Genomic DNA, 23,301 nt, shown 5'->3' on the forward strand with positions numbered 1-23,301 from the left:
TCTTTGATCTTGCGTCTTTCAGGTCCGGCCCGAGGGCGCCGGCCGCGTTGGCGATTTGGTGCGAGCATGAAGAGCCGGGACGGTGGCGTCAATAAAAAATGCTGCATACAGAATACAAAAGACTTGATGCAGCATTTTGGATGCCGTATGAAAGCTGCATACAGAATGCAGCGGAGGAGCTTCATCATGACCGAGAGCGCAAAAGACGCGCGTCCCGTTATCGCGCTCGCCATGGGCGACCCGGCCGGCATCAGCCCCGAGCTGACCGCCCGCATCATCGCGCTCGACGACGTCAAGGCCGCGGCCCATCTCGTGGTGATCGGCGATCGCCGCATTCTCGACGAGGGCGCGAAAGCGGCCGGCCTCACCCTCGACCTGGAGGCCGCAACGCTCGAGACCTTCGGTGCGGCGGGCGGCGAGCGCCATGTCTTCATCGACCTTGCCCATCTCGATCCGGCGGACGTGGCGCGCGGTGAGGCGACGCTTGCCGGCGGCACATTCGCGACGACCAATTTCCGCACCGCGCTGCAGCTTGCCGATCAGGGCAAGGCCGGGGCCGTCTGCTTCACGCCCTTCAACAAGAAGGCCATGCGCTATGCCTATCCGGGTTATGACGACGAGATCCGCTTCGTCGCCGATGTCATCGGCTTCACCGGCAAGGTCCGCGAGTTCAACGTGCTGGAAAAGGTCTGGAATGCGCGCGTCACCTCGCACATTCCGCTGAAGGACGTGGCGGCGGCGCTTTCGGTCGAGGCGATCCTCGCCGAGATCGAGCTCACCGCGGCCTGCCTGCGCAATGCCGGCTACGACAATCCGAGGATCGCGGTCGCCGGCCTCAACCCGCATGCCGGCGACGGCGGTTCCTTCGGCATGGAGGAGATCGACATCATCGAGCCTGCCGTCGCGGCGGCGAAGGCGCGCGGTTTCGATGTCGAGGGTCCGTTCCCGGCCGATACCGTCTTCCTGCGTGCCCTGAAGGACGGCTTCCAGGCGGTCATGACCATGTATCACGACCAGGGCCAGATCGCGATGAAGCTCATGGGCTTCGACAAGGGCGTCACCATGATGGGCGGCCTGCCGTTCCCGCTCTGCACGCCGGCCCACGGCACGGCCTATGACATTGCCGGCAAGGGCATTGCCGATGTCGGGGCGAGCCGCGAGGCGCTGCTTCTGGCCGCGCGCATGGCGAAAAAGGCCGCCGCGCTTTCGGCCGCCGCCTGACCTGTCGAATTTTTGAGGTATACCGGCACGGAGGAGGTTCGTGCCGGGATCATCCCAACGGAGGAGCAAGATGAAAAAGTCCCTTACCATTGCCTGCATCGTCGCGGCCGCATCGGGCGTCGCCCTGCCGGCCTTCGCCTTCGAGCCGGAGCGCCCGGTCGAATTCGTCGTCACGGCCGGCCCCGGCGGCGGCACGGATATCTTCGCCCGCACCATCCAGTCGATCATCGCCAAGTACGAGCTGATGAAGGCGCCGGTGGTGGTGACCAACAAGGGCAGCGCCGGCGGCGCGGAGGGCTTCGTCTATGCCGCGACCGCAAAGGGCGATGCCCACAAGCTGACCTTCGGGACGAACAATGCCTATCTGCTGCCCGTGCGCGCCAAGGTGCCCTACACCGCCGCCGACCTGACGCCGGTCGCCGCGCTCGCCTCCGACGAGTTCGTGCTCTGGGTCAACGGCAAGTCCGACATCAAGACGGCCGCCGATTTCGTCGAGAAGGCCAAGGCGGCGCCGGGCACGCTGAAGGTCGCCGGCAGCCAGTCCAAGGACGTCGACCAGATCCTCACCTCGATGATCAACGAGGCGACCGGTGCCGATATCGGCTACGTTCCGTTCAAGAGCGGCGGCGAGGCGGCCGTGCAGCTTGCCGGCGACCACGTCGCGGCCAATGTCAACAATCCGAGCGAGAACCTCGGCCAGTGGCAGGCCGGCATGGTCAAGCCGGTCTGCGTTTTCAAGTCGGAAAAGCTGAAGAGCGATGCGAAGGTGGCCGGCGACCAGGGCTGGGCTGACATCCCGACCTGCAAGGACAGCGGCATCGCCATCGACAACTACGCCATGCCGCGCACCGTCTGGCTTGCCGCCGGTGTCGAGCCCGAGGTCGTCAGCTTCTATGCGGATGTCCTGAAGAAGGTGTCCGAGACGCCGGAATGGCAGAAATATCTTGCCGACACCTCGCAGTCCGGCACCTATATGAGCGGCGCGGAGTTTGCGGACTTCATCAAGAAGGACGAAGCCGCCGTCAGCGCCGTGCTGAAACGCGAAGGCTGGCTTGCGAACTGAACCTCCCAAGGTTCCGCGCGGATGCCCCACGGCATCCGCACCCCCTTTCGGAAAGGTCTGATCCATGCGTGAGAACAGCGCGAATGGGCTTTCCCGTTTCGCCATGGAAACGGGCGTCGCCCTCCTGACGGGCGCCTTCGGCATCGCCGTCGCCTACGGCTCGATAGAGGCCGGCGCGGGCTGGACGGAGATGGGGCCGGATGCCGGCTATTTCCCCTTCTATATCGGCCTGCTGATCGTCTTCGGCAGCGCGATGAACCTCGTCTACGCTGTCGTCAAGCATCGCGGCAGCGGCGAGATCTTCGTCGACATGGCGCGCTTCAAGGTCGTGCTCGGCTTCCTGCTGCCGCTCGTCGCCTTCGCGGCGGTCTCCACCCTCCTCGGCCTCTATGTCGGCACGGCGCTCTACATCGCCGGAACGATGACCTTCCAGGGCAAGTACAAGTGGTGGGCCGGCCTTGCCGCGGGCATGGGCGTCGCCCTCTTCTTCTTCGTCATTTTCGAGATCGGCTTCAAGGTTCCGCTCCTGAAGGGTCCGGTCGAGGCCTTCTTCGGGATCTACTGATCGCGCGAGGGCGCCGGTCTTCGGAGGAAAGACATGGAAAATATCGGTCTTCTCATGGACGGCTTCGGCCATATCCTGAGCTTCAACCACATCCTGCTCATGATGCTCGGCGTCACGCTCGGCATCCTGGTGGGCGTGCTGCCCGGCCTCGGTGCGCCCAACGGCGTGTCGCTGCTCCTGCCGCTCACCTTCTCGATGGATCCGATCTCGGCCATCATCCTGCTCTCCTGCATGTATTGGGGCGCGCTCTTCGGCGGGTCGACGACCTCCATCCTCTTCAACATTCCGGGCGAGCCCTCTTCCGTCGCCACCACCTTCGACGGCTATCCGATGGCCAAGAAGGGCGAGGCGAGCCGGGCGTTGACGCTCGCCTTCGTCTCGGCCGGCCTCGGCGCGCTTGCGGGTGTCGTGATGATCACGCTGCTCTCCGGCTGGGTCGCCAATTTCGCGCTGCGCTTCTCCTCGCCGGAATATTTCGCCGTCTATTTCCTCGCCTTCGCAAGCTTCATCTCGATGGGCGCCCAGTCGCCGTTCAAGACGCTCGTCTCCATGATGATCGGCTTCGCGCTCGCCTCCGTCGGCATGGACACGATCTCGGGCAACCTGCGCCTGACCTTCGACATTCCCGAACTCATCAAGGGCGTCTCGTTCCTCATCGCCGTCATGGGTCTCTTCGGCATCGGCGAACTGCTGCTGACCACGGAGGAGGGGCTGCGCTTCGAGGGCATCAAGGCGCGCGTGAGGCTCGTCGAGATCGGCCGCACGCTGGTCGAGATGCCGCGCTACTGGTTCACCATTGCCCGCTCCACGCTGATCGGCATCTGGATGGGCATCACGCCCGCCGGCCCGACGGCGGCCTCCTTCATGAGCTACGGCGTCGCCCGCCGCTCGGCCCGCGACAAGTCGCAGTTCGGCAAGGGCGATCCGCGCGGCGTCGTCGCGCCGGAGACGGCCGACCATTCCGCCGGCACCTCCGCGTTGCTGCCCATGCTGGCGCTCGGCGTGCCGGGCTCGGCCACCGCGGCGGTCATGATGGGCGGCCTGATGATCTGGGGCCTGACGCCCGGTCCGACGCTCTTCACCGACCGGCCGGATTTCGTCTGGGGCCTGATCGCCTCCATGTATCTCGGCAACATCGTCGCCGTCGTGCTGGTGATCGCCACCGTGCCGCTCTATGCCTCGATCCTGCGCGTGCCCTTCGCCATCATCGGGCCGATCATCGTCGCCATCATCCTGTCCGGCGCCTACCAGGTCGGCAATGCCGTCAGCGACATGTGGCTGGTGCTTCTCTTCGGCCTCCTCGGCTATGTCTTCAAGAAGCTCGATTATCCGCTTGCCCCGCTCGTGCTTGCCATGGTGCTCGGCGACAAGGCGGAGGATGCCTTCCGGCAGTCCATGCTCTTGTCCGGCGGCCAGCTCTCGGTCTTCTGGTCGAACGGGCTGGTGACGACGCTGATGCTGGTCGGCCTTGCGCTGCTCTTCTCGCCGCTCGTCTTCTGGCTCCTCGGCATCTCGCGCCGCCGCCGGCTCGGCGTTCCCAAGTCCCCGCAGGACGGCACGCCGGCGGTCTGATCCGCCGGCTCCCCGCCTTTTCCGCACCAGGAGTTCGTCATGACCGTTCCGGCGCCCGCATGGACCCGTGAAACCTGGCCGATCGCGGCCGCGATGATCCAGTATCCGAACCTCCTGGCGGATGGCCGTTCGGTGCAGGACCAGTCCGTCGAGGAATGGGCCGCGACGCTCGACGACGTCGTCGATGCCGGCTTCACCGAGCTCGACCCGACGGACAGCTGGCTGCGGCTCGCCGATCTTTCGCCGGCACGGCTCGACGCCTTCATGGCGCTGGTGCGCTCGCTCGGCCTGACGATCCCGGCGATCTCGACCTCCCGCCGCAGCGTTATCGATGCCGTCCACGGCGATGCCTATCTCGCCTATGGCCACCGCGTCATCGACACGGCGAAGGCGATCGGCGCGAGCGCCGTCTCCTTCGGCCTCTTCGAGCCGCTGACGGCCGGGCAGAAGAAGGCGCTCTGGTTCTGGACGGTCGATGGCCCGTGTAATCCCGATGATCCGGCCGTCTGGCAGAAGGCCGTCGCGCGCATCCGCGAGCTCGGTCGCCATGCCGAGGAGCTCGGCATCGAGATGGCGCTGGAAATGTACGAGGACACCTATCTCGGCACGGCGGACAGCAGCGTGCGCTTCGTCGAGGCGGTCGGCCTGCCGAATGTCGGCATCAACGCGGATATCGGCAACCTCATCCGCCTGCACCGCCCCGTGGAGCACTGGCAGGAGATGATGGAGAAGGTCGCGCCCTTCGCGAAATACTGGCACGTCAAGAACTATACGCGCACGGAGGATCCGGGAACGGGGGCGATCGTCACCCATCCGGCGCCGCTGGAGACCGGCATCATCAATTACCGCGCCGCCATCCGCATGGCGCTTGCGCACGGCTTCCGCAGCGCCTTCCTTTGCGAGCACTACGGCGGCGATGGCCTTTCGGTCTCGGCAGCCAACCGCGATTACCTGCGGCGCATCCTGCCGCGCCGCTGACAAGACGATCCAGCACAAGACGAGGGACGATCACCATGACCACCATCTTCGATGCACCGGAGGATTTCGCGGCCACCGCGCTTGCCGGCTTTGCCGATCTCTACAGCCGCCATGTCCGCCTCGTGCGCGGCGGCGTGGTGCGGGCGACGCGGGTACCGAAGGGCAAGGTCTCGGTCGTCGTCGGCGGCGGTTCGGGGCATTATCCGGCCTTTGCCGGCTATGTCGGCCCGGGCATGGCGGACGCGGCGGTTGCCGGCGATGTCTTCGCCTCGCCCTCGACGGCGGCGGTCGCCCGCGTCTGCCGGCAGGCCGATCACGGCGGCGGTATCCTGCTCGGCTTCGGCAACTATGCCGGCGACGTGCTGAATTTCGGTGTCGCCGCCGAGCGTCTCAGGGCCGAGGGCATCGATGTCCGCATCGTTCCGGTCACCGATGACGTGGCGAGCGCGCCGGCCGAGGCGCATGGAAAGCGCCGCGGCATTGCGGGCGATCTTGCCGTGTTCAAGGTCGCGGGCGCGGCGGCGGAAGCCGGTCTTTCCCTCGACGAGGTGGAGCGCATTGCGCGCCATGCCAACGACCGCACCGTCTCCTTCGGCGTCGCCTTCGACGGCTGCACCTTGCCCGGCGCCGGCGGCCCGCTCTTCACCGTGCCGCAAGGCCGCATGGCGCTCGGCCTCGGCATCCATGGCGAACCGGGCATCCGCGAGGAGGCCGTCGTGCCGGCGAAGGATCTTGCGGCCCTCCTCGTCGAAAGGCTTCTTGCCGAGCGCCCGCAGGGCGTCACGCGTGTCGCGGCGGTGCTGAACGGTCTCGGCGCCACGAAATACGAGGAGCTCTTCGTCCTCTGGACCGCGATCTCCGGGCTGCTGAAGGCGGCGGGGCTGGAGATCGTGGCACCCGAGGCGGGGGAATATGTCACCAGCCTCGACATGCAGGGCTGCTCGCTGACGCTGATGTGGCTGGATGCGGAGCTCGAAACCTACTGGACAGCGGCCTGCGATGCGCCCGTCCTCCGCCGCGGCGGCGAGATCCGCACGGAGCGTGCCACCGACGCCATCGTCAACGAGGATGCCGCGCCGACCTTCGGCCCGTCCTCGGCCGCCTCGCGCAAGGACGCGGCCTGCATCGCAAGGCTTCTCGGCCTTGCCGCGAAAGGGTTGAAGGACGCGGAGGACGAGCTGGGCCGCATCGACGCGCAGGCCGGCGACGGCGACCATGGCCAGGGCATGCGCCGCGGCTCCGCCGCCGCCGCGGACGCCGTCAGGCAGGCACTCGCCGCCGGTGCCGGCGCCGCGAGCACGCTTGCGGTCGCCGGCGATGCCTGGGCGGACCGCGCGGGCGGCACGTCGGGTGCCATCTGGGGCCTGCTGCTGCGCGCCTGGAGCAACGCGCTTTCCGACGATGCCGTTCTCGATGACGCTGCCGTGGTCAGGGGCGCGCGTCTTGCGCTCGATGCCGTGACGCGGCTTGGCCGCGCCCGCGTCGGCGACAAGACCCTCGTCGATGCGCTCGTGCCCTTCGTCGAGGCGCTGGAGGCGTCGTTTGCGGCCGGCAAGCCGCTGAAATCCGCCTGGATCGATGCTGCGGCCGCTGCGACGGCAGCGGCCGACGCCACCGCCGCGCTGACGCCGAAACTCGGCCGTGCCCGCCCGCTCGCCGAACGCAGCATCGGCCATCCGGACGCCGGCGCGATTTCACTGGCGCTGGTCGCAAAGATCATCGGCGAGGCTATCTGACCGGTCGACAGAGCAATTCCGGAAACGGGCCCGGCGATTTTTGCCGGGCCATGCGGACCAACCTGCCTTCAGCTGCATCAGGCTCTCAAGGCGGCCGCCGGGCTGAGGCGGAGAGCCGAGAGCGCCGGTACGATCGACACCAGCACCGCAAGAGCGGCGAACCATATCGCCAGCGGGAGATCCGCCCGGGCGAATTCCACGGGCATATGGACCGCCGTCGCGGAGGCGAGGGCGGCGGAGATGGCCCGCGCCGCGCCATAGCCGACGGCAAGGCCGAGGGCGAAACCGGCCAGCAGCAGCAGGAAGAGTTCACCCCAGACGATGGCGAAGACCGCCCGCCGCGGGGCGCCAAAGGCCCTGAGCGCCCCGATCTGCCGCCGGCGGGCGCCGACATGCATGATCGTGACGAGCAGGATGGCGGCGACGACGATCGCCTGCGTGGCGATGGCGATCGCGAGCAGCAAGCTGCGGGCATCGCCGAGCGTCGCATAGAGACGGGTCAGCACTTCGGCGGGGAACACGGCGAGCGTCGTCTCGCTGCGATATTCCTGGCGCAGGCGGTAGGCGTCGCCCATGGTCTTCGGCTTGACGAGGACGGCGGGGATGCCGGGCGTTTCGGCATCGAAATGTTCGTCGAGCGCCGCGTCCGGCTCGACATGGACCGCGTGGTCATGATCCTCCGCCGCGGCGCCGTCTGGCGCTTCGTCGCCGTGGTCGTGCTCGTGTTCGGCCTCCGCTCCCATGCCGTGCAATTGCCAGACGGCCCGGATCGGCACGAGGATCGCCCGGTCCCAGGCGGTGCCGGTCGGCGCCATGCGGCCGCGCACCGTATAGGCGAGTTCGACATGGGTATGGCCGCCGCTATCGGCCGCGCCGTGCATCGGCTTGATCTGCGCCCCGAGGCGCATCGGCACGTCGGCGCCGATCACCGCCTCGCCGAGGCGGGCGAAGACCGCCCCTTCCGCAAGCGTCGGCGACAGGGCGGCGACCAGCGCCGTCGTCGTGCCAACGACCGGGCGGCCATCGGCGGAATCGCCGAAGCCGACGGGGGCGGCGAAGGAAACGCGCGGATCCCGCGCGAGCTTTTCCAGCACGGCGCCGGACATCAGGGGCAGGGGGGATGGCTGGAGGAAGACGGCCGACAGGGCAAGCTGCGTCTCGCTGCCGGCAGCGCCGACGACGAGGTCGAACTTTTCCGCCGCCCGCGCGCTGCCGAGCCGGACGGCCCGCTCCTGCAGCGTGACGGCGACGCTGAGCGCGACCGAAAGCGCGATCAGCACGACGACGGCGAGCGCGCCGCCCTTGAACCGGCGAAGATCGGCGAGGATGAAGCCCATCATGCCGCTTCCGCCTTCCCGGCGTCCTCGATGATGCGGCCGCCGTCGAGGATGATATGCCGGCCGATGCGCTCCACCAGGGCCGGGTCGTGGGTCACGACGAGCAGCGTGGCACCTTCCGCGCGGGCAAGCCGCACGATGAGGTCGGCCACCTCGCCGCCGATGCGGCGGTCGAGGCTCGCCGTCGGTTCGTCGGCGACGATCACGCCGGGTTTCGGCAGCAGCGCCCGCGCCACCGCCACGCGCTGCATCTCGCCGCGCGACAGCGTCTCGATGGGCTGGCCGGGGCGGGCAATGCCGCTGATTTCGAGCAGGTGGAGGGCGCGTTCGCGCTCGCCCGGCTTCAGGCGGCGGGCGAGCCGCACCGGCAGCACGACGTTCTCGTAGGCCGAAAGGCCGGGGAAGAGGTGGAAATCCTGCATCACGAGGCCGATATGGGCGGCGCGGAAGGCATCGCGCCGGCCGGTGGGCAGGCGGGTGATTTCCATGTCCCCCCAGGAAACGGACCCTTGCGTTGCGGGCTCCAGCCCGGTGACGACATTGACCAGCGTGCTCTTGCCCGAACCGGAGGCGCCCGTGATCGCGAGTCCGCCGCCGGCGGGAAGGTGCAGGTTTTCGATGGAAAGCACCGGCGCATCAAGGCCGGGAAAGCGCATCTCCAGGGCGGCAATATCGAGCGCGAGCATCGTCAGACCGTCTCGAATGCGGCGTCGCGCAGGCGCAGCTGGCTGACGAATCCGGTTTCGGGATCGACCCACGAGCCGTATTCCAGCATGCCCCGCGCCTCGATCGGCGCATTGTACTGCACGAAGGTCTGCTTTTCGGCGAGGTAGACGACAAGGATATTGTCCGGCCAGTCGGCATCCGAGGAGCAGAAGGGGCAGAGCGACATCGGGATTTCGGTGAGCACGAAGAAATTCGCCTCGGCCTTCAGCGGCGGGGCCATAAAACCCTTCATGGCGACCTCCCGCCCGTTCAGCCGCTTCACCTTGTCGGAGAATTCGAGGCCGAGCACGCCGAAGCTCTTGTAGAGTTCGCCGAAGCCGAGCGTTTCGCCGGCAAGGGCCGGGCGGGAAAGGGCGAGAGCGGGCAAGGCCGCCAGCGCGCAAAGCAGCCGGCGCCTTTCGAACGACACGCGGTCCATCTGCGTCATGGCCGGGCCTCCTTCTTTATCGGCAGGAGCGTGGACAGGCGGCGCGGGCCGCCTGTCCAGCAAGGTCTGGTGTCATTCCTTCGGTACGCCGAGCGCAAAGGCATCGGCCAGCACGCGGTAGACGTCGCTCTGCTCCATGTAGCCGCGGAACCCTTCGGAGCCGGGACCTGCGGCCTGCAGCACGACGTCGTCCACGGCATGCACGCCCGTGTCGCCTTCCTTCGGGATGTTACCCTCGACGAAGACGGCGCCGGGCACATCCTTGTAGGCCTCGTTGGCGACGTATTCCTTCGCCTCGTTCTGCACGGCCGGCACGAACGGGCCGTCCAGCTTCGGGCGGAAGGTCTCGTAATGGTCCGGGCCGTTGTTGGCGGCCAGGAACAGGCGGCGCGAGACGTCGATGCGGTCCGGATAGCCGTCTCCGTCCTTGTCCTCGTAGTTCGGGAAGCCGGCATCGTCATAGGTGCCGACCTTCTCGCGCATCACCTCGCCGGGCTTCTCGTCATCGACCGTGCCGATGATGGCGACGCCGTGCGTGTGGTCGCCGGTCACGACGATCAGCGTGTCCGGGTTCTTCTCGGCGAATTCGCGGGCAACGCCGACGGCCTTGTCGAACTCGATCGTCTCGACGAGCGCGCGGTCCCAGTCGAGCGGGTGGCTCATCTTGTCGACCGACGCGGCCTCCACCATCAGGAAGAAGCCTTCCGGGTTCTTGGAAAGCTTGTCGAGCGCGGCCCTGGTCATGTCGACGAGGCCGGGCTGGCTCGGGAACTTGTCGACGGTGCCCTTCTTGAGGAATTCGCGGTCGAGGGTCACGTCCAGATTGCCGGTATGGAACAGGCCGAGCAGACGCTCCTGGTTCGATCCTGCGGCCGCGGCGAGCTCGGCCTTGTCGGTCGCGATTGCATAATCGGCATTACGGAACTCGGCGATATAGTCCTTGTCGTCCTTGCGCTTGGAGCCCGGCACATCCTTGGAGAGGAAATAGGCCGAGCCGCCGCCGAGCAGGACGTCCGGCTTGACGTCGAGCATCATGCCGACGATCTCGGCCTTGTCGGCGCGCTTGCGCGTATGGGCGACGAGCGCGGCGGGTGTCGCATCCTGAAGTTCCGAGGTGGAGACGATGCCGATGGACTTTTTGGTGTTCCGGCGCAGCGCCTCGGCGATGGTCTCGACCTTCGGGTCGTCGAGGCTTGCCGGCGTGCGGTCGGCATAGACGCCGAGCGCGTTGACGCGCGACTTGTGGCCGGTCATGTAGGCCGACATGGTGTTGGCGCTGTCGGTGGCGATCGAATGGGTGGAGGACGTGCCGATGAAGGCGACCGGCGGGATGTCGTCCATCGCCAGGCGGCCGTTCGCCTTGCCCTCGGTCATGCCCTTGGACATGATGCGTGCACCGGTGCGGTGGGCGACGGACAGGCCGTCGGCGATCAGGAAGATGATGTTCTTCGCCTTCGGCTGGGCGGCGGTCTCGTAGACCTCCCAGTTGACCGACTGTGTTTCGCCGCCGGCGGAAACCTCGACCGTGTAGGCGCCGGCCGTGCCGATCGCCAGGTCGCGCAGGATGAGCGCCGAACCCAGTACCTTGTCCTCGGCGCCCTTTTCCTCCGCGACGAATTCGGCGGCCTTGCCGAAGACGTCGGCATAGTCCTTGCCGTTGACGGTGACCTTCACGTCTTCCGGTGTCACGACCGCATCGAACTCGACCTTGAAGTCGAATGGCGAGCCGACGAGGATCGTCGCGCGATCGATGGGATAGACGGTTGCGGCGTTTGCAGTGCCGGCCAGGATCGTTGCCGATGCCAGGGCGAGGATGAGTTCACGCATGGGAGGAGCCTCTCTTGAGCGGTGCGTTGGCCCCCTGCGCATAGAAAGCCTGGATGACAGGCGTATTACACGGCCGTGACACTCCTGTGATCGTCGCTCAAACCGGACCTCGCTCGATCGATGGATGGAAGACGGGCCGATAGCCGGCACCGAGGGCCATGACCGTCGACGGCGGCGTCAGCAGGGCATCCGCGCTGTCGAGGCGTTGCGGTAGGGCGTAGCCTTCGGCGGTCCAGCGGTGGGCGAGGCCGGCACGAAGCGTGAAGGCGTGCCCGCCCGCCGCCACGACGGCGCCGTCGGGAAGCGCCGCCAGCGGCCCGGCGATCGGGTGCAGGCGCTTGCGCCGGCGCTCCAGGCGTTCGCCGTGCAGGACGGCATCCATTGCGCCGGCGGCGGGCGGCGGCTCGTCCTTCGCCGATGCCCAGCACGCCTGGAAGCGCTGCGCTGCCTCCCTGCGGCAGAAGAAGCAGGGCCGATGGCCGGCGGCAAGGGCGACCGCCTCGTCGAGGAAGAACAGCTCGGTCCAGCTCCGCCCTCCCATCACCTTCCGGCGGCGACCCTGGAAGTCGCAGAGGCAGACCAGCCAGGCCCTGGACGCCCAGCGCTTCGAAAGCAGCGTCTTCGTCGCCGGGTCATGGATGATGCCGCGATTGCCGGTAAAGAGGCCGCGCTGCGGGAGCGCGACGATCTCGCCGAAGGGGGTGACGCGGTTTTGAAGGGGCATGGTGCTCCACCGGGATCAGGGACGATGCGCCATCCTATCCCCAAGCGGCACTCGTCGTCTTCCTTTCAGGGCGCGGCTCGATCGCAGCCGCCTTGCCGTTCCGACGCCGCGGCCCGTGCAGGGCTCACAACAGGCCGAGATGGGTCGCAAGCTCGCGCGCCGCCGCCGCGCCCGCGCGGTTGGCGCCGATGGTGGAGGCGGAGGGGCCGTAGCCGACGAGATGGATGCGCGGGTCCTTCCCGACCTGCGTGGCGAGGCGTCCGGCCATGACGATGCCGCCCTTCTCCCCGCGCAATTGCAGGGGGGCGAGATGGTCGAGCGAGCTGCGAAAGCCGGTCGCCCAGAGGATGACATCGGCCCTCTGCTCCGTGCCGTCCGGCCAGCGCACGCCGTGCGCGGTGACCTCGCTGAACATGGGCAGGCGCTTCAGTGCGCCGCGTGCGGCGGCGGCCCGCAGCGCCGATGTCCAGGGAATGCCGGTGACGGAGACGACGGAGCCCGGGACCAGGCCGTTGCGCACCTTGTCCTCGACGATGGCGACGGCCGCGCGGCCGTCTTCCGGCGTGAACGGCGTATCGCGGAACTGCGGTTCGCGGCGCGTGACCCAGCTTGTCGTCGTCACCTTGGAGATCTCGTCGAGATGCTGGAGCGCGGAAATACCGCTGCCGACGATGACGACATGCTGGCCCGCGAATTCATCGGCCGTGCGGTAGTCGCGGGAATGAAGCTGCCGGCCCTGGAACAGCGCGGCACCGGGATAGTCCGGGATCTGCGGGCTTTCCCAGGTTCCGGTGGCATTGATGAGGCCGCGGGCCGAAAAGGCCTCGCGATCCGTCTCCACCCGCAGCCGCTCGAAGCGGTCGCAGACCACCTTGACCGTGACCGGACGATAGACCGGCAGCCGGAACCGCTCCTCGTAGGCGGCGAAATAATCGGGCACCGCCACGGAGGCCTTGGCCTCGGTCTCCCCCGCCGGCACCACTTCGGAAAAGCCCATGCCCGGCAGGTCGTGTACACGGTTGACCGTGCTCAGCGTCAACGAGGGCCAGCGGTGCTGCCAGGCGCCACCGGGCTTCTCGTTCCTGTCGATCACGATGAAGTTGCGGCCCGGCTTGAGGCCGAGTTTCAGGAGATGGTAGGCCGAGGACAACCCCGCCTGGCCGGCGCCGATGACCACGATGTCGATCTTGATGGCGGCACGCAGGCTCGCCTCGTTCGCTGGCGTTGCGGATGGCAAGTCGATCCCCGTTGCTTCGGCTGCGCGAGCCCTCCGATACCCTATTCCCGCCCCGGACGAAACCGGGACCCTTTCGGGACGGTCGCGTCGTTCGCGCGTGTTGCTCGGCCTTGGCCAGGATTGCGTAACCGCACGGGCGGCGCCTTCAGCCTTGAGGCCGAGAGCGACGCGACGGTTCTGGTGCTGAGCGGTGCGCCGCTCGGCGAGCCGGTCGCCATGCGCGGTCCCTTCGTCATGAACACGCCGGAAGAATTGCAGCAGGCCTTTGCAGACTTCCGCGCCGGCAGGTTCGGCACGATCGCCGCCTGATCCTCAACTTGTCCTCGACGCCCCTCGCCCGAGGCAGACTGGGCCGGAAATGTTTCCGGCCCCTGCCCCACCTGCAACCGCAACCAAGGAGAAACGACATGAGCAACCCCGAAACTTCAACGGTCAGCGCCCGGTCACCGATGTCGACGACACCGTCATGCTGCTGATCGACCACCAGAGCGGCCTGTTCCAGACCGTTGCCGATTCTTCGTTTCGCTGGATGCCCTCAGCCATCGGCCCCGGCGCCCTGCCAGGTTCCCACCAGCATGCGCCGGAAATGTTCGGCGGCGGGCGAGAGCGTGGCGGCGCGGCGGCGCACGATGCCGATGGTTCGGGAAATCCGGGGAGCGCCCAGCGGCCGTGTGACGATGATGGGGTGGTCGGGCCCCGGGGTTGCCGTGCGCGGCAGCACGGAAATGCCGAGGCCCGCCTCCACCAGGCCGAGGGACGTCGACAGGTGCGTCACCTCGTAGGACCAGCGCAGCTCGATATTGGCGCGCGCCAGCGCCGCGTCCAGCATGGTGCGGTTGCCGCTGGAGCGGTGCACGGTGATCAGCCGGTAGGGCGCAAGGTCCGTCCAGCCGACCTCCTGCCGCGCCGCCAGGGGATGGTCGCGCCGCGCCGCCAGCACGAACGGATCCTCGGCGATGCGGTCGAAGAGAAGATCGGGATCCGACGTTCCCATGAAGTTGATGCCGAATTCCACCTCCCCGCGCGAGACGGCCTGCAACCCCTCGGTCGCCGTCAGGTCGAGGATGCGGAAGCGGATGTCGGGATATTCCTGGTTGAACTGCTTGATCACGGTCGGCAGGAAATAGAAGGCCGCCGTCGGCAGGCAGGCGATCGTCACCAGCTCGCTGCGCCGCAGTCCCCGGTCGCGGGCGGCAAAGAGCGAGCCGTCGAATTCCTCCAGCATGCGCTGCACGAGCGGCATCAATTCGAGGCCGAGCGCCGTCGGGGAGACGTGCCGGGTGGTGCGTTCGAGCAGCGGAGCGCCGATGGAGGCTTCCAGCTTCTGGATGCGGCGGCTGAGCGCCGGCTGCGACAGGTTGAGGGCTTCCGCCGCCCGGTGGAAGCTCTCCAGCTCCACGACGGCAAGAAAGGCACGAAGGTCGAGGATTTCACAATTAATGCGCATTGTGCATCAGTGGTCCAAAATTTTGCACTTAACTTAATAATCCAGGTAGCGCATACCCTTCAAGGGAGAAAGAAGGGATGATGTCTGCCCGGGGCGATCACGGGCTTGGCGTTTCCGACTTTCATGTGTACCTTTGTATACATTTGAACGCATTGCCATCGTGGGAGGAAAAAACATGGCTGATTTCACGCGTCGTCAACTGCTGGCCGCCGGCTCTGCCGCCGCGGCTCTGGGGCTTGTGGGAGCGCGCCCCGCCTTTTCTCAGGCATCCGTCGATTTCGCCGGCAAGACGGTGGAATGGTGGATGCCGTTCTCCGAGGGCGGCGGCTCGGATGTCTGGGCCCGCTTCTTCGCACCGTACCTGTCGAAATATCTGCCGGGCAACCCCAATGTCGTCGTGCGCAACGTGCCGGGCGGCGGATCGATCACCGGCTCGAACGAGTTCGTCGCCCGCGCCCGGCCGGATGGGCTTGCTATCCTCGGCACCTCCGGCTCGACGCAGTTCCCGTTCCTGCTCGGCGATCCGCGCGTGCGTTACGACTATGCCAAGCTGATCCCCGTGCTCGTCTCGCCCACCGGCGGCGTCTGTTATCTGCCCGCCAAGTTCGAGGTGAAGTCACCGGCCGACCTTGGCAAGATCAAGGACCAGGAACTGGTCTATGGTAGCCAGGGCGCGACCTCGCTCGACCTCGTGCCGATGCTCGCCTTCCGCCTGCTCGGCCTCAATGTCCGCCATGTCTTCGGCATGCAGGGGCGCGGCGACGGGCGGCTTGCCTTCGAGCGCGGCGAGGCGACGATCGACTACCAGACCTCGTCGGCCTACCTCACCAACGTCACCCCGCTCGTCGAGGCCGGCACCGCCGCGCCGATGTTCTCCTGGGGCGTTCTCGACGCCGAGGGCAATGTCGCGCGCGACCCGACCTTCCCCGACCTGCCGCACTTCGTCGAAGCCTATGAGATGATGCACGGCCAGAAGCCGTCCGGGGTGGAATACGACGCCTATCTCGCCTTCTTCGGTTCCGGCTTTGCGGCCCAGAAACCCTGCATGCTGCCGGAAGGCACGCCGGACGACATCGTTGCGACCTACCGCAAGGCCTTTGCCGACGCGGTGGCCGATCCCGAGCTGCAGAAGGCCAAGGCCGATGTCCTCGGCGACTATGAGCAGGCGGTCGGCGACGATATCGAGAAGCTTTATGCGGTGGCGACGTCGATCAAGCCGGAAGCGCGCGAATGGGTGCGCAACTTCCTGACGACGGAATACCAGGTCAAACTCTGACCGGAAGCGCCCCCCGCCGCCGAAGGGCGGCGGGCACGCCCGCCCGCAGCCACCGGGCCCGAACAGCCATCTGCCGACACTGACGAGGCCGGAGCAACCGCGCCGTCTCGCACCTGTTGCTATCGAAAGGACAGCCACAGTGATCGATGTCTTCGTCACTTCGCTCCACAACCTGCTGACCCTCCACCATCTCGGTTACATGATGATCGGTGTCGCGGTCGGCCTTATCGTCGGCATCCTGCCGGCCCTCGGCGGCATTGCCGGCATGTCGCTGCTGCTGCCCTTCGTCTACGGTATGGAACCGACCGCGGCGATCGCCATGATGGTCGGCCTCCTGGCGGTCATTCCGACCTCCGATACCTTCTCTTGCATTCTCATGGGGATTCCCGGCTCGTCCGCCTCGCAGGCGACCGTGCTCGACGGCTTTCCGCTCGCCCGCAAGGGGGAAGCGGCCCGCGCGCTCAGCGCCTCCTTCTCGGCCTCGATGATCGGCGGCCTCTTCGGCGCGCTCTGTCTCACCGGCATCGTCATCGTCGCCCGGCCGCTGATCCTCAGCTTCACCTCGGCGGAACTCTTCATGCTGGCGATCTTCGGCCTCTCCATGGTCGGCGTGCTCTCGGGCAGCAGCCTGGCGAAGGGCATCGCCGCCTGTACGCTCGGCCTCGCCTTCGGCGCGATCGGCACGGCGCCGGCCAATGGCGGCGAGCGCATGACCTTCGGCTCTCTCTACCTGATGAGCGGCCTGGAGATCACCATCATCGGCCTCGGCATCTTCGCCCTGCCGGAAGTGCTCGACCTGCTGCGCGGCAATTCGAGCATTTCGAGCACGGGCAAGCTCGGCCGCGGCTGGCTGGACGGGGTGCGCGATACCTGGCGGGAGAAATGGCTGACGCTGCGCTGCTCGACGATCGGCGCCTGCGTCGGCCTGATGCCCGGCCTCGGCGGCAGCGTTTCCGACTGGATCTCCTACGGCCACACCGTGCAGACCGCCAAGGACAAGTCGCAGTTCGGCAAGGGCGACATCCGCGGCGTCATCGGCCCGGAGGCGGCCAACAATTCCTGCGCCGGCGGCAACCTCATCCCGACCCTTCTCTTCGGCATCCCCGGCTCCGGCTCCATGGCGATCTTCCTGGCGGCGATGATCCTGATCGGGCTCCAGCCCGGCCCCGGCATGGCCGATCCGAACCGCGACCTCAACCTCACCTATACGGTCGTCTGGACGCTGGCGCTCGCCAATGTCGTCGGCACCGCGGCCTGCATCGCCCTGTCGCCCAGCATCGCGCGGCTGACGACCATCCGCTTCGTGCTCTTCGCGCCCTTCATGATTCTCATCATCGTGTTCGGCGCCTTCCAGTCGACCCGGTCGTTCGAGGATATCGTGGCACTGCTGGTCGTCGCGCTCACCGGTATCTTCCTCAAGCGCTTCGGCTGGCCGCGCCCCGCCTTCCTCATCGGCTTCGTGCTTGCCGGCCAGGTCGAGACCTACTTCTACCAGGCGGTGCAGTTTTACGGCTACGGCTTCCCGCTGCGCCCGATCGCCATCGTCATCGCGCTCGTCACGGTCGCCTCGCTCTGGTTCACCAGCCGCTCGCGTATGCGCCAGAAGGAGGAGGCCGTGCCGGGCGGCATCACCACCGACATCGAGTTCGAGCGCGAGGAGGACGAGACGGCTGCCGCGAAGAACCTCTGGCCGCAGGTCGTCTTCACCGCCATCGCCGTCGCCTTCTTTGTCTTCACCATCGTCGAAGGTGCGGAGAACTCGTTCCTCGATGCCGTCTTCCCGATCGCCGTCGGCATGGTGGGCCTGCTGACGGCCGCCACCGTGCTGTTCTGGCAGGTCCGGGGAGCCACGGGGCGCGGCACGGCCGGCAACATGAACTTCGATCTCGATGACGGCACGACCAGCGGCAGCCTCTGGCGCTTCGTCGGCTGGCTGGTCGGCTTCGTCGCAGCCATCGGCCTCGTCGGCTTCACGCTTGCACTGATCGGCTTCTTCGTCGCCTTCCTCAAGATCGTCGCCAGGTCGAGCTGGCTGCAGACGCTGGTGCTGACCGCCGCCGCCGTCGGCCTGGTGCTGCTGCTGACGTCGATCCTGCACATGAACCTGCCGGGTGGCCTCTTGCAGAACCAGTTCTACGACCAGCTGGTCTGGCCTCTGCGCTGACCTTCGGCCCCGGCGGCGATGCCGGGGCTCGCACGCCGGTTTTCATGGTGTGCAATTGCATCCAATTGTCTACATCAATCAGCGAGGGCATCATGCCAGCACAACATCCCATCCCCTGCATCCTCATGCGTGGTGGAACGTCGAAAGGGCCTTACTTCAAGATGCAGGATATTCCGCAGGATCCCGATATCCGCGCGCGCGTCCTGCTGGCGGCGATGGGCTCGCCCGATATCCGCCAGATCGACGGCCTCGGCGGTGCGGACACGCTGACGAGCAAGGTCGCGATGGTCGGCCCGTCGAGCCGCGAGGGGGTCGATGTCGATTATCTCTTCGCCCAGGTCTCCGTCGACAAGGCGATCGTCGACACCTCGCCCTCCTGCGGCAACATGCTGTCCGGCGTCGGCCCCTTCGCCATCGAGACGGGCATGGTGCCGGTCGGCGGGGAGAAGACCAGCGTCGTCATCTACGACATCAACACCCAGAGCCGCATCGAGGCGATCGTCGAGACGCCGGACGGCGCCGTCAATTACGAGGGCAACGCCCGCATCGACGGCGTGCCGGGCACGGCGGCGGAGATCCGGCTCAATTTCATGGATATCGTCGGCTCGAAGACCGGCGCGCTGCTGCCCACCGGCAAGCCGATGGAGAAGATCGAGGGGATCGATGTGACGCTCATCGACGTCGCGGTGCCGATGATGATCGTGCGCGCCGCCGATGTCGGCAAGACGGGCTACGAGAGCGCCGCCGAGCTCGATGCCGACGGGGCCTTCTTCGCACGCATGGAAGCGATGCGCATGGAGGCCGGCCGCCGCATGGGTCTCGGCGACGTCACCGGCAAGGTGGTGCCGAAAATGGCCATGCTGGCCGCGCCGCGGGAGGGCGGGAACGTCGCCGCCCGCTATTTCGTGCCGCACAAGACCCATGCGGCCTTCGCGGTGACGGGCGGCCTCTGCGTCTCCTCCTGCGTGCTGGTGCCCGGCACCGTGGCGGATGGCCTTGCAGAACGGCCGCAGGGGGACGATTGTACCGTGGTCATCGAGCATCCGACGGGTCTCATCGATGTCGCCATGACGAGCAAGCCGCATGGCAATGCCGTCGAGATCATCAGCGGCGGGGTGGTGCGCACCGCGCGCAAGCTGATGCAGGGCAACATCTTCGTGCCGGCGGCGACCCTGCTGCCGGCATCCCCTGCGGCCTGAGTCACCGGTACCTCTGTTTCTGGAGTTTATGGAATCATGAAACTGCTTGTTCTTCCAGGTGATGGGATCGGCCCGGAAATCGTCGGCGCCACCGTCGCGGTGCTGGATGCCGTCGACCGCCGCTTCGCCTTCGGCTTCCGCTACACGACGCGCGACATCGGCTTCGTCTCGCTGGATAAGACCGGCACGACGCTGCCCGCGGATCTGCTCGACGAGGCCCGCGGCATGGACGGAACCCTGCTCGGCCCGATCTCCCATCTCGACTATCCGCCGCGCGACAAGGGCGGCATCAACGTCTCGGCCGCCTTCCGCACCCAGCTCGACCTCTTCGCCAACATCCGCCCGGCCCGCACCCGCAGGGGCGTCTTCCATCGCGGCACGGAGATGGACCTCGTCATCATGCGCGAGGCGACGGAGGGCATGTATCCCGATCGGAACATGTTTGCCGGTACCGGCGAATACATGCCGACGGAGGACGTGGCGATCTCGATGCGTAAGGTGACGGCAAGGGCGATCGAACGCATCGCCAGGGCCTCCTTCGCGCTGGCGCGGGCGCGCCGCCGCAAGGTGACGGCGGTGCACAAGGCCAATGCCTTCGTGCTGACCGACGGGCTCTTCCTGAAGGAGGTGCGCAAGGTCGCCGCCGATTATCCCGACGTGGAGCTCGAAGAGGTGCTGATCGACGCGATGGCGGCGCTGCTCGTGCGCGATGCGAGCCGCTACGACGTCATCTGCACCACCAATTTCTACGGCGACACGCTCTCCGATATCGCCTCCGAGCTCTCCGGCAGCCTTGGCCTCGCCGGCTCGCTGAATGCCGGTGCCGATCATGCCGCCGCGCAGGCCCAGCACGGCTCGGCACCCGATATCGCCGGGCAGGACAAGGCGAACCCGACATCGATGATCCTGTCGGCCGCGATGCTGCTGCGCTGGCACGGCGAACGCGCCGGCGACGCGCGTTACATCGAAGCCGCAGCCCTCATCGAGGAGACCATCGACCGGGTTCTTGCCGATGCCACCACCCGCACCCGGGACCTTGGCGGACCGCTCGGCACGGCGCAGTTCACCGAAACGGTCGTTGCGGCCCTCGGCTAGGCCGGCAAGGAAAACGGCACCGGGGCGCCTGCCCCGGTGCCGCAGCAATTTCGCCTCCTCGCGTGGTCTTGGTCAGTCGACCGGATGCACCGGTCCGTCCGCCACCAGCACGCCATCGGCATCCGCATAGAGATAGGCCCCCGTGCGAAATTCGACATTGCCGAAGACGAGCGGCACGTCGCGGGCGCCATGGCCGGTCTTGCCGCTCTTCTTGGGCGCCTGGCCGAGCGCCATCACGCAGAAATCCATGGCGTCGATATCGGCGCTGTCGCGGATCGCGCCGTTGATCAGGAGGCCCTGCCAGCCGTTCGCCTGGCCGAGGGCGGCGATCTGGTCGCCCACCAGCGCGCAGCGCAGCGAGCCGGCGCCATCGACGACGAGCACCTTGCCCGTGCCGCTTTCCTCCAGCGTCGCGCGCAGCAGTCGGTTGTCCTCGAAGGTCTTCAGCGTGACGATCTCGCCATGGAAGCCCTTGCGCCGGCCGTAGGATTTCCACTGCATCTCGCAGAAGCGCACCTCGGCATCGTTGCTGTCGACCAGATCCGCCGTCTTGATGATGTCCGTCACGTTCTTTCCTCCGTCTTCGGTGCGGCGAGCACCCGCACGGGCGCACCGTCGCGCCAGGCCCTGATATTGTCCACCGTGTCGCGGTAGAAGGCGGCATAGGCGCCTTCGGTGACATAGCCGAGATGCGGCGTCAGCACGGTGTTCGGCATGGTGCGCAGCGGATGATCGGCCGGCAGCGGCTCAATGTCGAAGACGTCGAGCCCGGCCTTGATGCGGCCCTGCCGCAGCGCCTCGATGAGCGCCGCCTCGTCGACCAGCGGGCCGCGCGCGGTGTTGATCAGCCATGCCCCCTGTTTCATCTGGCCGAGTTCGGCGGCGGAGACGGTGTGCCGGCTGCGCTCGCCGAGAATGAGGTGCAGCGAGACCACGTCGGCCTCGCGAAACAGGGTCTCCTTGTCGACGCGGCGGGCGCCGGCCTCCGCGGCACGCGCGTCCGTCAGGTTCTGGCTCCAGGCGATCACCTCCATGCCGAAGGCTTTGGCGATCGGCACCATGCGGCCACCGAGCTTGCCGAGCCCGACCAGCCCCAGCGTCTTGCCGCCGAGCACGGTTCCCACCGTGTGCTGCCAGCCGCCGGCGCGGATGCGGGCGTCCTCTTCCGGGATCGACCGGGCGAGCGAGAGGATAAGCCCCCAGGCGATTTCCGGCGTCGCATGGGCGGATTCGCCGGCATGGGTGTGGCAGACGGTGATGCCGCGGGCGACGGCGGCCTCCATGTCGATGGTGCGCACGCGCGCGCCGGTGACCACGATCAGCCTCAGCGCCGGCAGCCGCTCGATCAGCGCGGCGGACAGCGGCATGCGCTCGCGCATGAGGCACAGCACGTCGAAGCCGGCGAGTGCGCCCGCGGCCTCGTCCTCGCTCGCAAGGTTGCGGCCGAAGCGGACGATCTCGCAGTCGTCGCCGAGCAAGGCCCAGTCGGCAAGGGTGAGCGCCACATCCTGATAGTCGTCGAGGATCGCGATCCGCAGCATGGCTCAGGCCTTTCCAAGCGTGTCGAGGTCGATCGAGAGGCCGGCAAGATCCGCCTGCTCGCGCAGCATGGCAAGGTCGGCCGCGGTGAGCGGGATTCCCTCGGCCAGCCGTGTTTTCATCCGGTTCGCCTCCGGCTCGCCCGGCATCAGGATCGGCTGACCGTCATCCACCCGCGGACAGGCGCGGGCGCGGCTGACGAGATCGTCCATGCGCGTTCGATAAGCATCTTCGCCGAGGAAGAGCGAAGGGCGGAAGGCGATGAAGCTGTGGCCGACATTCTGCGGCCGGTCGAGATCGCGATACTGGTCGCCCACCTTGCCGCCATAGGCCGCGCCGCTCATCACGCCCGCAAGGACTTCCATCATCAGCGACAGTCCCGATCCCTTCGGGCCGCCGAGCGGCAGCACGATGCCCTCATAGGCCCGGCGGGCATCCGTCGTTTCCCGGCCGTCGATGTCGAGCGCCCAGCCGGCCGGGATCGGTTCACCCGCCTGCATCGCCCGGCGGATCTTTCCGCGCGCGACGACCGAGGTCGCCATGTCGAGCACGATCGGCGGCGAGCCCTCGCCGCCCGGTGCACCGAAGGCGAAGGGGCTGGTGCCGAGGAAGGGCGTGCGCCCGCCCCAGATCGGCATGCTGGGCGAGGCATTGGTGAAGACGAAGGCGGCATGACCGGCATCGATCGCCTCCAGGAGATAGGCCGCGGCCATGCCGAAATGGGCGCTGTTGCGGACGCTCGCCATGCCGATGCCGCATCGTTCCGCCGCGGCGATCGCCTCCTGCATGGCCCGGCGGGCGACGACGAAGCCGAGGCCGTCATCGCCGTCGACATGCGCGGCGGCGGGCATGGGATGCGAGACGCGGATATCGGGCCGGGCGCGCACCAGGCCGCGGCGCAGGCGGTCCGCGTAGACAGGAATGCGCGAAATGCCGTGGGTGCCGACGCCACGGAGATCGGCGAGGACCAGGTAATGTGCGACGGTGGCCGCGTCCTGCGCGGGGACGTCGAGGTCGGCGAAGATTCCCGCCACCGCGGCCTCCAGCCGAGCGGCATCCGCATGCACGATCGTTCCATCCTTCGCCTGCATACGACCATCCTCCTCCAGAAACCCCGCGGCTCACGACATCATGGACTATCAGCCATGGATGCCAATGTATACTATTG

General features: G+C 67.4%; 21 protein-coding genes. 11 read left to right on the forward strand and 10 right to left on the reverse strand.

Annotated elements, in window-relative coordinates; translation table 11 throughout:
- The first annotated feature begins 186 nt into the window (after positions 1–186).
- From AABQ55_RS27630 to AABQ55_RS27655, 6 genes are all read left to right on the forward strand, one after another.
- Entirely contained in the window at positions 187–1,221 is a 1,035-nt protein-coding gene (locus AABQ55_RS27630) for a 4-hydroxythreonine-4-phosphate dehydrogenase PdxA (RefSeq protein ID WP_272808312.1), read from the forward strand.
- Between the two features lie 70 nt (positions 1,222–1,291).
- The gene (locus AABQ55_RS27635) at positions 1,292–2,284 is read left to right on the forward strand and encodes a Bug family tripartite tricarboxylate transporter substrate binding protein (protein ID WP_272808311.1); all 993 of its coding nucleotides are present in this window, start codon (positions 1,292–1,294) and stop codon (positions 2,282–2,284) included.
- 64 nt (positions 2,285–2,348) lie between these two features.
- The gene (locus AABQ55_RS27640) at positions 2,349–2,849 is read left to right on the forward strand and encodes a tripartite tricarboxylate transporter TctB family protein (RefSeq protein WP_244770254.1); all 501 of its coding nucleotides are present in this window, start codon (positions 2,349–2,351) and stop codon (positions 2,847–2,849) included.
- A 33-nt stretch (positions 2,850–2,882) separates the two neighbouring features.
- The gene (locus AABQ55_RS27645) at positions 2,883–4,421 is read left to right on the forward strand and encodes a tripartite tricarboxylate transporter permease (RefSeq protein ID WP_272808310.1); all 1,539 of its coding nucleotides are present in this window, start codon (positions 2,883–2,885) and stop codon (positions 4,419–4,421) included.
- 39 nt (positions 4,422–4,460) lie between these two features.
- Positions 4,461–5,399: a sugar phosphate isomerase/epimerase family protein gene (locus AABQ55_RS27650; protein ID WP_272808309.1), complete on the forward strand. Its 939-nt coding sequence runs from the start codon at positions 4,461–4,463 to the stop codon at positions 5,397–5,399.
- A 35-nt stretch (positions 5,400–5,434) separates the two neighbouring features.
- Entirely contained in the window at positions 5,435–7,135 is a 1,701-nt protein-coding gene (locus AABQ55_RS27655) for a dihydroxyacetone kinase family protein (protein WP_272808308.1), read from the forward strand.
- A 77-nt stretch (positions 7,136–7,212) separates the two neighbouring features.
- Here AABQ55_RS27655 and AABQ55_RS27660 read toward each other — a convergent pair whose 3' ends face one another.
- From AABQ55_RS27660 to AABQ55_RS27685, 6 genes are all read right to left on the reverse strand, one after another.
- A complete protein-coding gene (locus tag AABQ55_RS27660; RefSeq protein WP_272808307.1) occupies positions 7,213–8,475 on the reverse strand; it encodes an FtsX-like permease family protein in 1,263 nt (420 codons plus the stop codon).
- Positions 8,472–9,158, reverse strand: coding sequence for an ABC transporter ATP-binding protein (locus AABQ55_RS27665; RefSeq protein WP_272808306.1), 687 nt, complete (start codon positions 9,156–9,158; stop codon positions 8,472–8,474). The genes AABQ55_RS27660 and AABQ55_RS27665 overlap by 4 nt, the downstream gene beginning before the upstream one ends.
- Positions 9,159–9,160: 2 nt before the next feature.
- Positions 9,161–9,625, reverse strand: a complete 465-nt coding sequence (locus AABQ55_RS27670; RefSeq protein WP_244770260.1) for a hypothetical protein — start codon at positions 9,623–9,625, stop codon at positions 9,161–9,163.
- A 72-nt stretch (positions 9,626–9,697) separates the two neighbouring features.
- Positions 9,698–11,452, reverse strand: a complete 1,755-nt coding sequence (locus AABQ55_RS27675) for an alkaline phosphatase (protein ID WP_272808305.1) — start codon at positions 11,450–11,452, stop codon at positions 9,698–9,700.
- Between the two features lie 97 nt (positions 11,453–11,549).
- The gene (locus tag AABQ55_RS27680) at positions 11,550–12,176 is read right to left on the reverse strand and encodes a hypothetical protein (RefSeq protein ID WP_272808304.1); all 627 of its coding nucleotides are present in this window, start codon (positions 12,174–12,176) and stop codon (positions 11,550–11,552) included.
- A gap of 124 nt (positions 12,177–12,300) precedes the next feature.
- The gene (locus AABQ55_RS27685) at positions 12,301–13,413 is read right to left on the reverse strand and encodes an FAD-dependent oxidoreductase (RefSeq protein ID WP_272808303.1); all 1,113 of its coding nucleotides are present in this window, start codon (positions 13,411–13,413) and stop codon (positions 12,301–12,303) included.
- Positions 13,414–13,533: 120 nt separating this feature from the next.
- Between AABQ55_RS27685 and AABQ55_RS27690 the strand changes: the two genes are divergently transcribed.
- A complete protein-coding gene (locus AABQ55_RS27690) occupies positions 13,534–13,722 on the forward strand; it encodes a pirin-like C-terminal cupin domain-containing protein (RefSeq protein WP_336314403.1) in 189 nt (62 codons plus the stop codon).
- 226 nt (positions 13,723–13,948) lie between these two features.
- Here the strand turns inward: AABQ55_RS27690 and AABQ55_RS27695 are convergent, their stop codons facing one another.
- Complete coding sequence (locus tag AABQ55_RS27695; protein WP_244770265.1) at positions 13,949–14,860, reverse strand: LysR family transcriptional regulator; 912 nt, start codon at positions 14,858–14,860, stop codon at positions 13,949–13,951.
- Positions 14,861–15,035: 175 nt separating this feature from the next.
- Between AABQ55_RS27695 and AABQ55_RS27700 the strand changes: the two genes are divergently transcribed.
- The 4 genes from AABQ55_RS27700 to AABQ55_RS27715 all read left to right on the forward strand — a co-directional run bounded on the left by AABQ55_RS27700 (position 15,036) and on the right by AABQ55_RS27715 (position 20,594).
- Complete coding sequence (locus AABQ55_RS27700) at positions 15,036–16,136, forward strand: Bug family tripartite tricarboxylate transporter substrate binding protein (protein WP_272808302.1); 1,101 nt, start codon at positions 15,036–15,038, stop codon at positions 16,134–16,136.
- Positions 16,137–16,275: 139 nt separating this feature from the next.
- Positions 16,276–18,300 carry a tripartite tricarboxylate transporter permease gene (locus AABQ55_RS27705; protein WP_272808301.1) on the forward strand — a complete coding sequence of 675 codons (2,025 nt, stop codon included), beginning with the start codon at positions 16,276–16,278 and terminating at the stop codon, positions 18,298–18,300.
- A gap of 92 nt (positions 18,301–18,392) precedes the next feature.
- Positions 18,393–19,499, forward strand: a complete 1,107-nt coding sequence (locus AABQ55_RS27710; protein ID WP_272808300.1) for a 4-oxalomesaconate tautomerase — start codon at positions 18,393–18,395, stop codon at positions 19,497–19,499.
- Between the two features lie 36 nt (positions 19,500–19,535).
- Entirely contained in the window at positions 19,536–20,594 is a 1,059-nt protein-coding gene (locus tag AABQ55_RS27715; RefSeq protein WP_272808299.1) for an isocitrate/isopropylmalate dehydrogenase family protein, read from the forward strand.
- Between the two features lie 72 nt (positions 20,595–20,666).
- Here the strand turns inward: AABQ55_RS27715 and rraA are convergent, their stop codons facing one another.
- Genes rraA through AABQ55_RS27730 form a run of 3 tightly spaced genes read right to left on the reverse strand, consistent with a single transcriptional unit; the run spans position 20,667 to position 23,224 of the window.
- On the reverse strand, positions 20,667–21,161 hold the full coding sequence (rraA, locus tag AABQ55_RS27720; protein ID WP_272808298.1) for a ribonuclease E activity regulator RraA: 495 nt from the start codon (positions 21,159–21,161) through the stop codon (positions 20,667–20,669).
- Positions 21,158–22,135, reverse strand: coding sequence for a D-2-hydroxyacid dehydrogenase family protein (locus AABQ55_RS27725; protein WP_272808297.1), 978 nt, complete (start codon positions 22,133–22,135; stop codon positions 21,158–21,160). Before AABQ55_RS27725 ends, rraA begins: the two co-directional genes overlap by 4 nt.
- A gap of 3 nt (positions 22,136–22,138) precedes the next feature.
- A complete protein-coding gene (locus tag AABQ55_RS27730) occupies positions 22,139–23,224 on the reverse strand; it encodes an Ldh family oxidoreductase (RefSeq protein ID WP_272808296.1) in 1,086 nt (361 codons plus the stop codon).
- Positions 23,225–23,301: the final 77 nt, after the last annotated feature.

This window comes from Shinella sp. WSD5-1 (genome assembly GCF_963942435.1).
Classification (GTDB): domain Bacteria; phylum Pseudomonadota; class Alphaproteobacteria; order Rhizobiales; family Rhizobiaceae; genus Shinella; species Shinella yambaruensis.

Coding starts and splice junctions, on each gene's coding strand:
- AABQ55_RS27695 (WP_244770265.1), bottom strand. CDS start 14,860: ATGCGCATTAATTGTGAAATCCTCGACCTTCGTGCCTTTCTTGCCGTC.
- AABQ55_RS27650 (WP_272808309.1), top strand. CDS start 4,461: ATGACCGTTCCGGCGCCCGCATGGACCCGTGAAACCTGGCCGATCGCG.
- AABQ55_RS27725 (WP_272808297.1), bottom strand. CDS start 22,135: ATGCTGCGGATCGCGATCCTCGACGACTATCAGGATGTGGCGCTCACC.
- AABQ55_RS27635 (WP_272808311.1), top strand. CDS start 1,292: ATGAAAAAGTCCCTTACCATTGCCTGCATCGTCGCGGCCGCATCGGGC.
- AABQ55_RS27710 (WP_272808300.1), top strand. CDS start 18,393: ATGCCAGCACAACATCCCATCCCCTGCATCCTCATGCGTGGTGGAACG.
- AABQ55_RS27680 (WP_272808304.1), bottom strand. CDS start 12,176: ATGCCCCTTCAAAACCGCGTCACCCCCTTCGGCGAGATCGTCGCGCTC.
- AABQ55_RS27660 (WP_272808307.1), bottom strand. CDS start 8,475: ATGATGGGCTTCATCCTCGCCGATCTTCGCCGGTTCAAGGGCGGCGCG.
- AABQ55_RS27655 (WP_272808308.1), top strand. CDS start 5,435: ATGACCACCATCTTCGATGCACCGGAGGATTTCGCGGCCACCGCGCTT.
- AABQ55_RS27675 (WP_272808305.1), bottom strand. CDS start 11,452: ATGCGTGAACTCATCCTCGCCCTGGCATCGGCAACGATCCTGGCCGGC.
- AABQ55_RS27670 (WP_244770260.1), bottom strand. CDS start 9,625: ATGACGCAGATGGACCGCGTGTCGTTCGAAAGGCGCCGGCTGCTTTGC.
- AABQ55_RS27665 (WP_272808306.1), bottom strand. CDS start 9,158: ATGCTCGCGCTCGATATTGCCGCCCTGGAGATGCGCTTTCCCGGCCTT.
- AABQ55_RS27715 (WP_272808299.1), top strand. CDS start 19,536: ATGAAACTGCTTGTTCTTCCAGGTGATGGGATCGGCCCGGAAATCGTC.
- AABQ55_RS27630 (WP_272808312.1), top strand. CDS start 187: ATGACCGAGAGCGCAAAAGACGCGCGTCCCGTTATCGCGCTCGCCATG.
- AABQ55_RS27730 (WP_272808296.1), bottom strand. CDS start 23,224: ATGCAGGCGAAGGATGGAACGATCGTGCATGCGGATGCCGCTCGGCTG.
- AABQ55_RS27640 (WP_244770254.1), top strand. CDS start 2,349: ATGCGTGAGAACAGCGCGAATGGGCTTTCCCGTTTCGCCATGGAAACG.
- AABQ55_RS27645 (WP_272808310.1), top strand. CDS start 2,883: ATGGAAAATATCGGTCTTCTCATGGACGGCTTCGGCCATATCCTGAGC.
- AABQ55_RS27700 (WP_272808302.1), top strand. CDS start 15,036: ATGGCTGATTTCACGCGTCGTCAACTGCTGGCCGCCGGCTCTGCCGCC.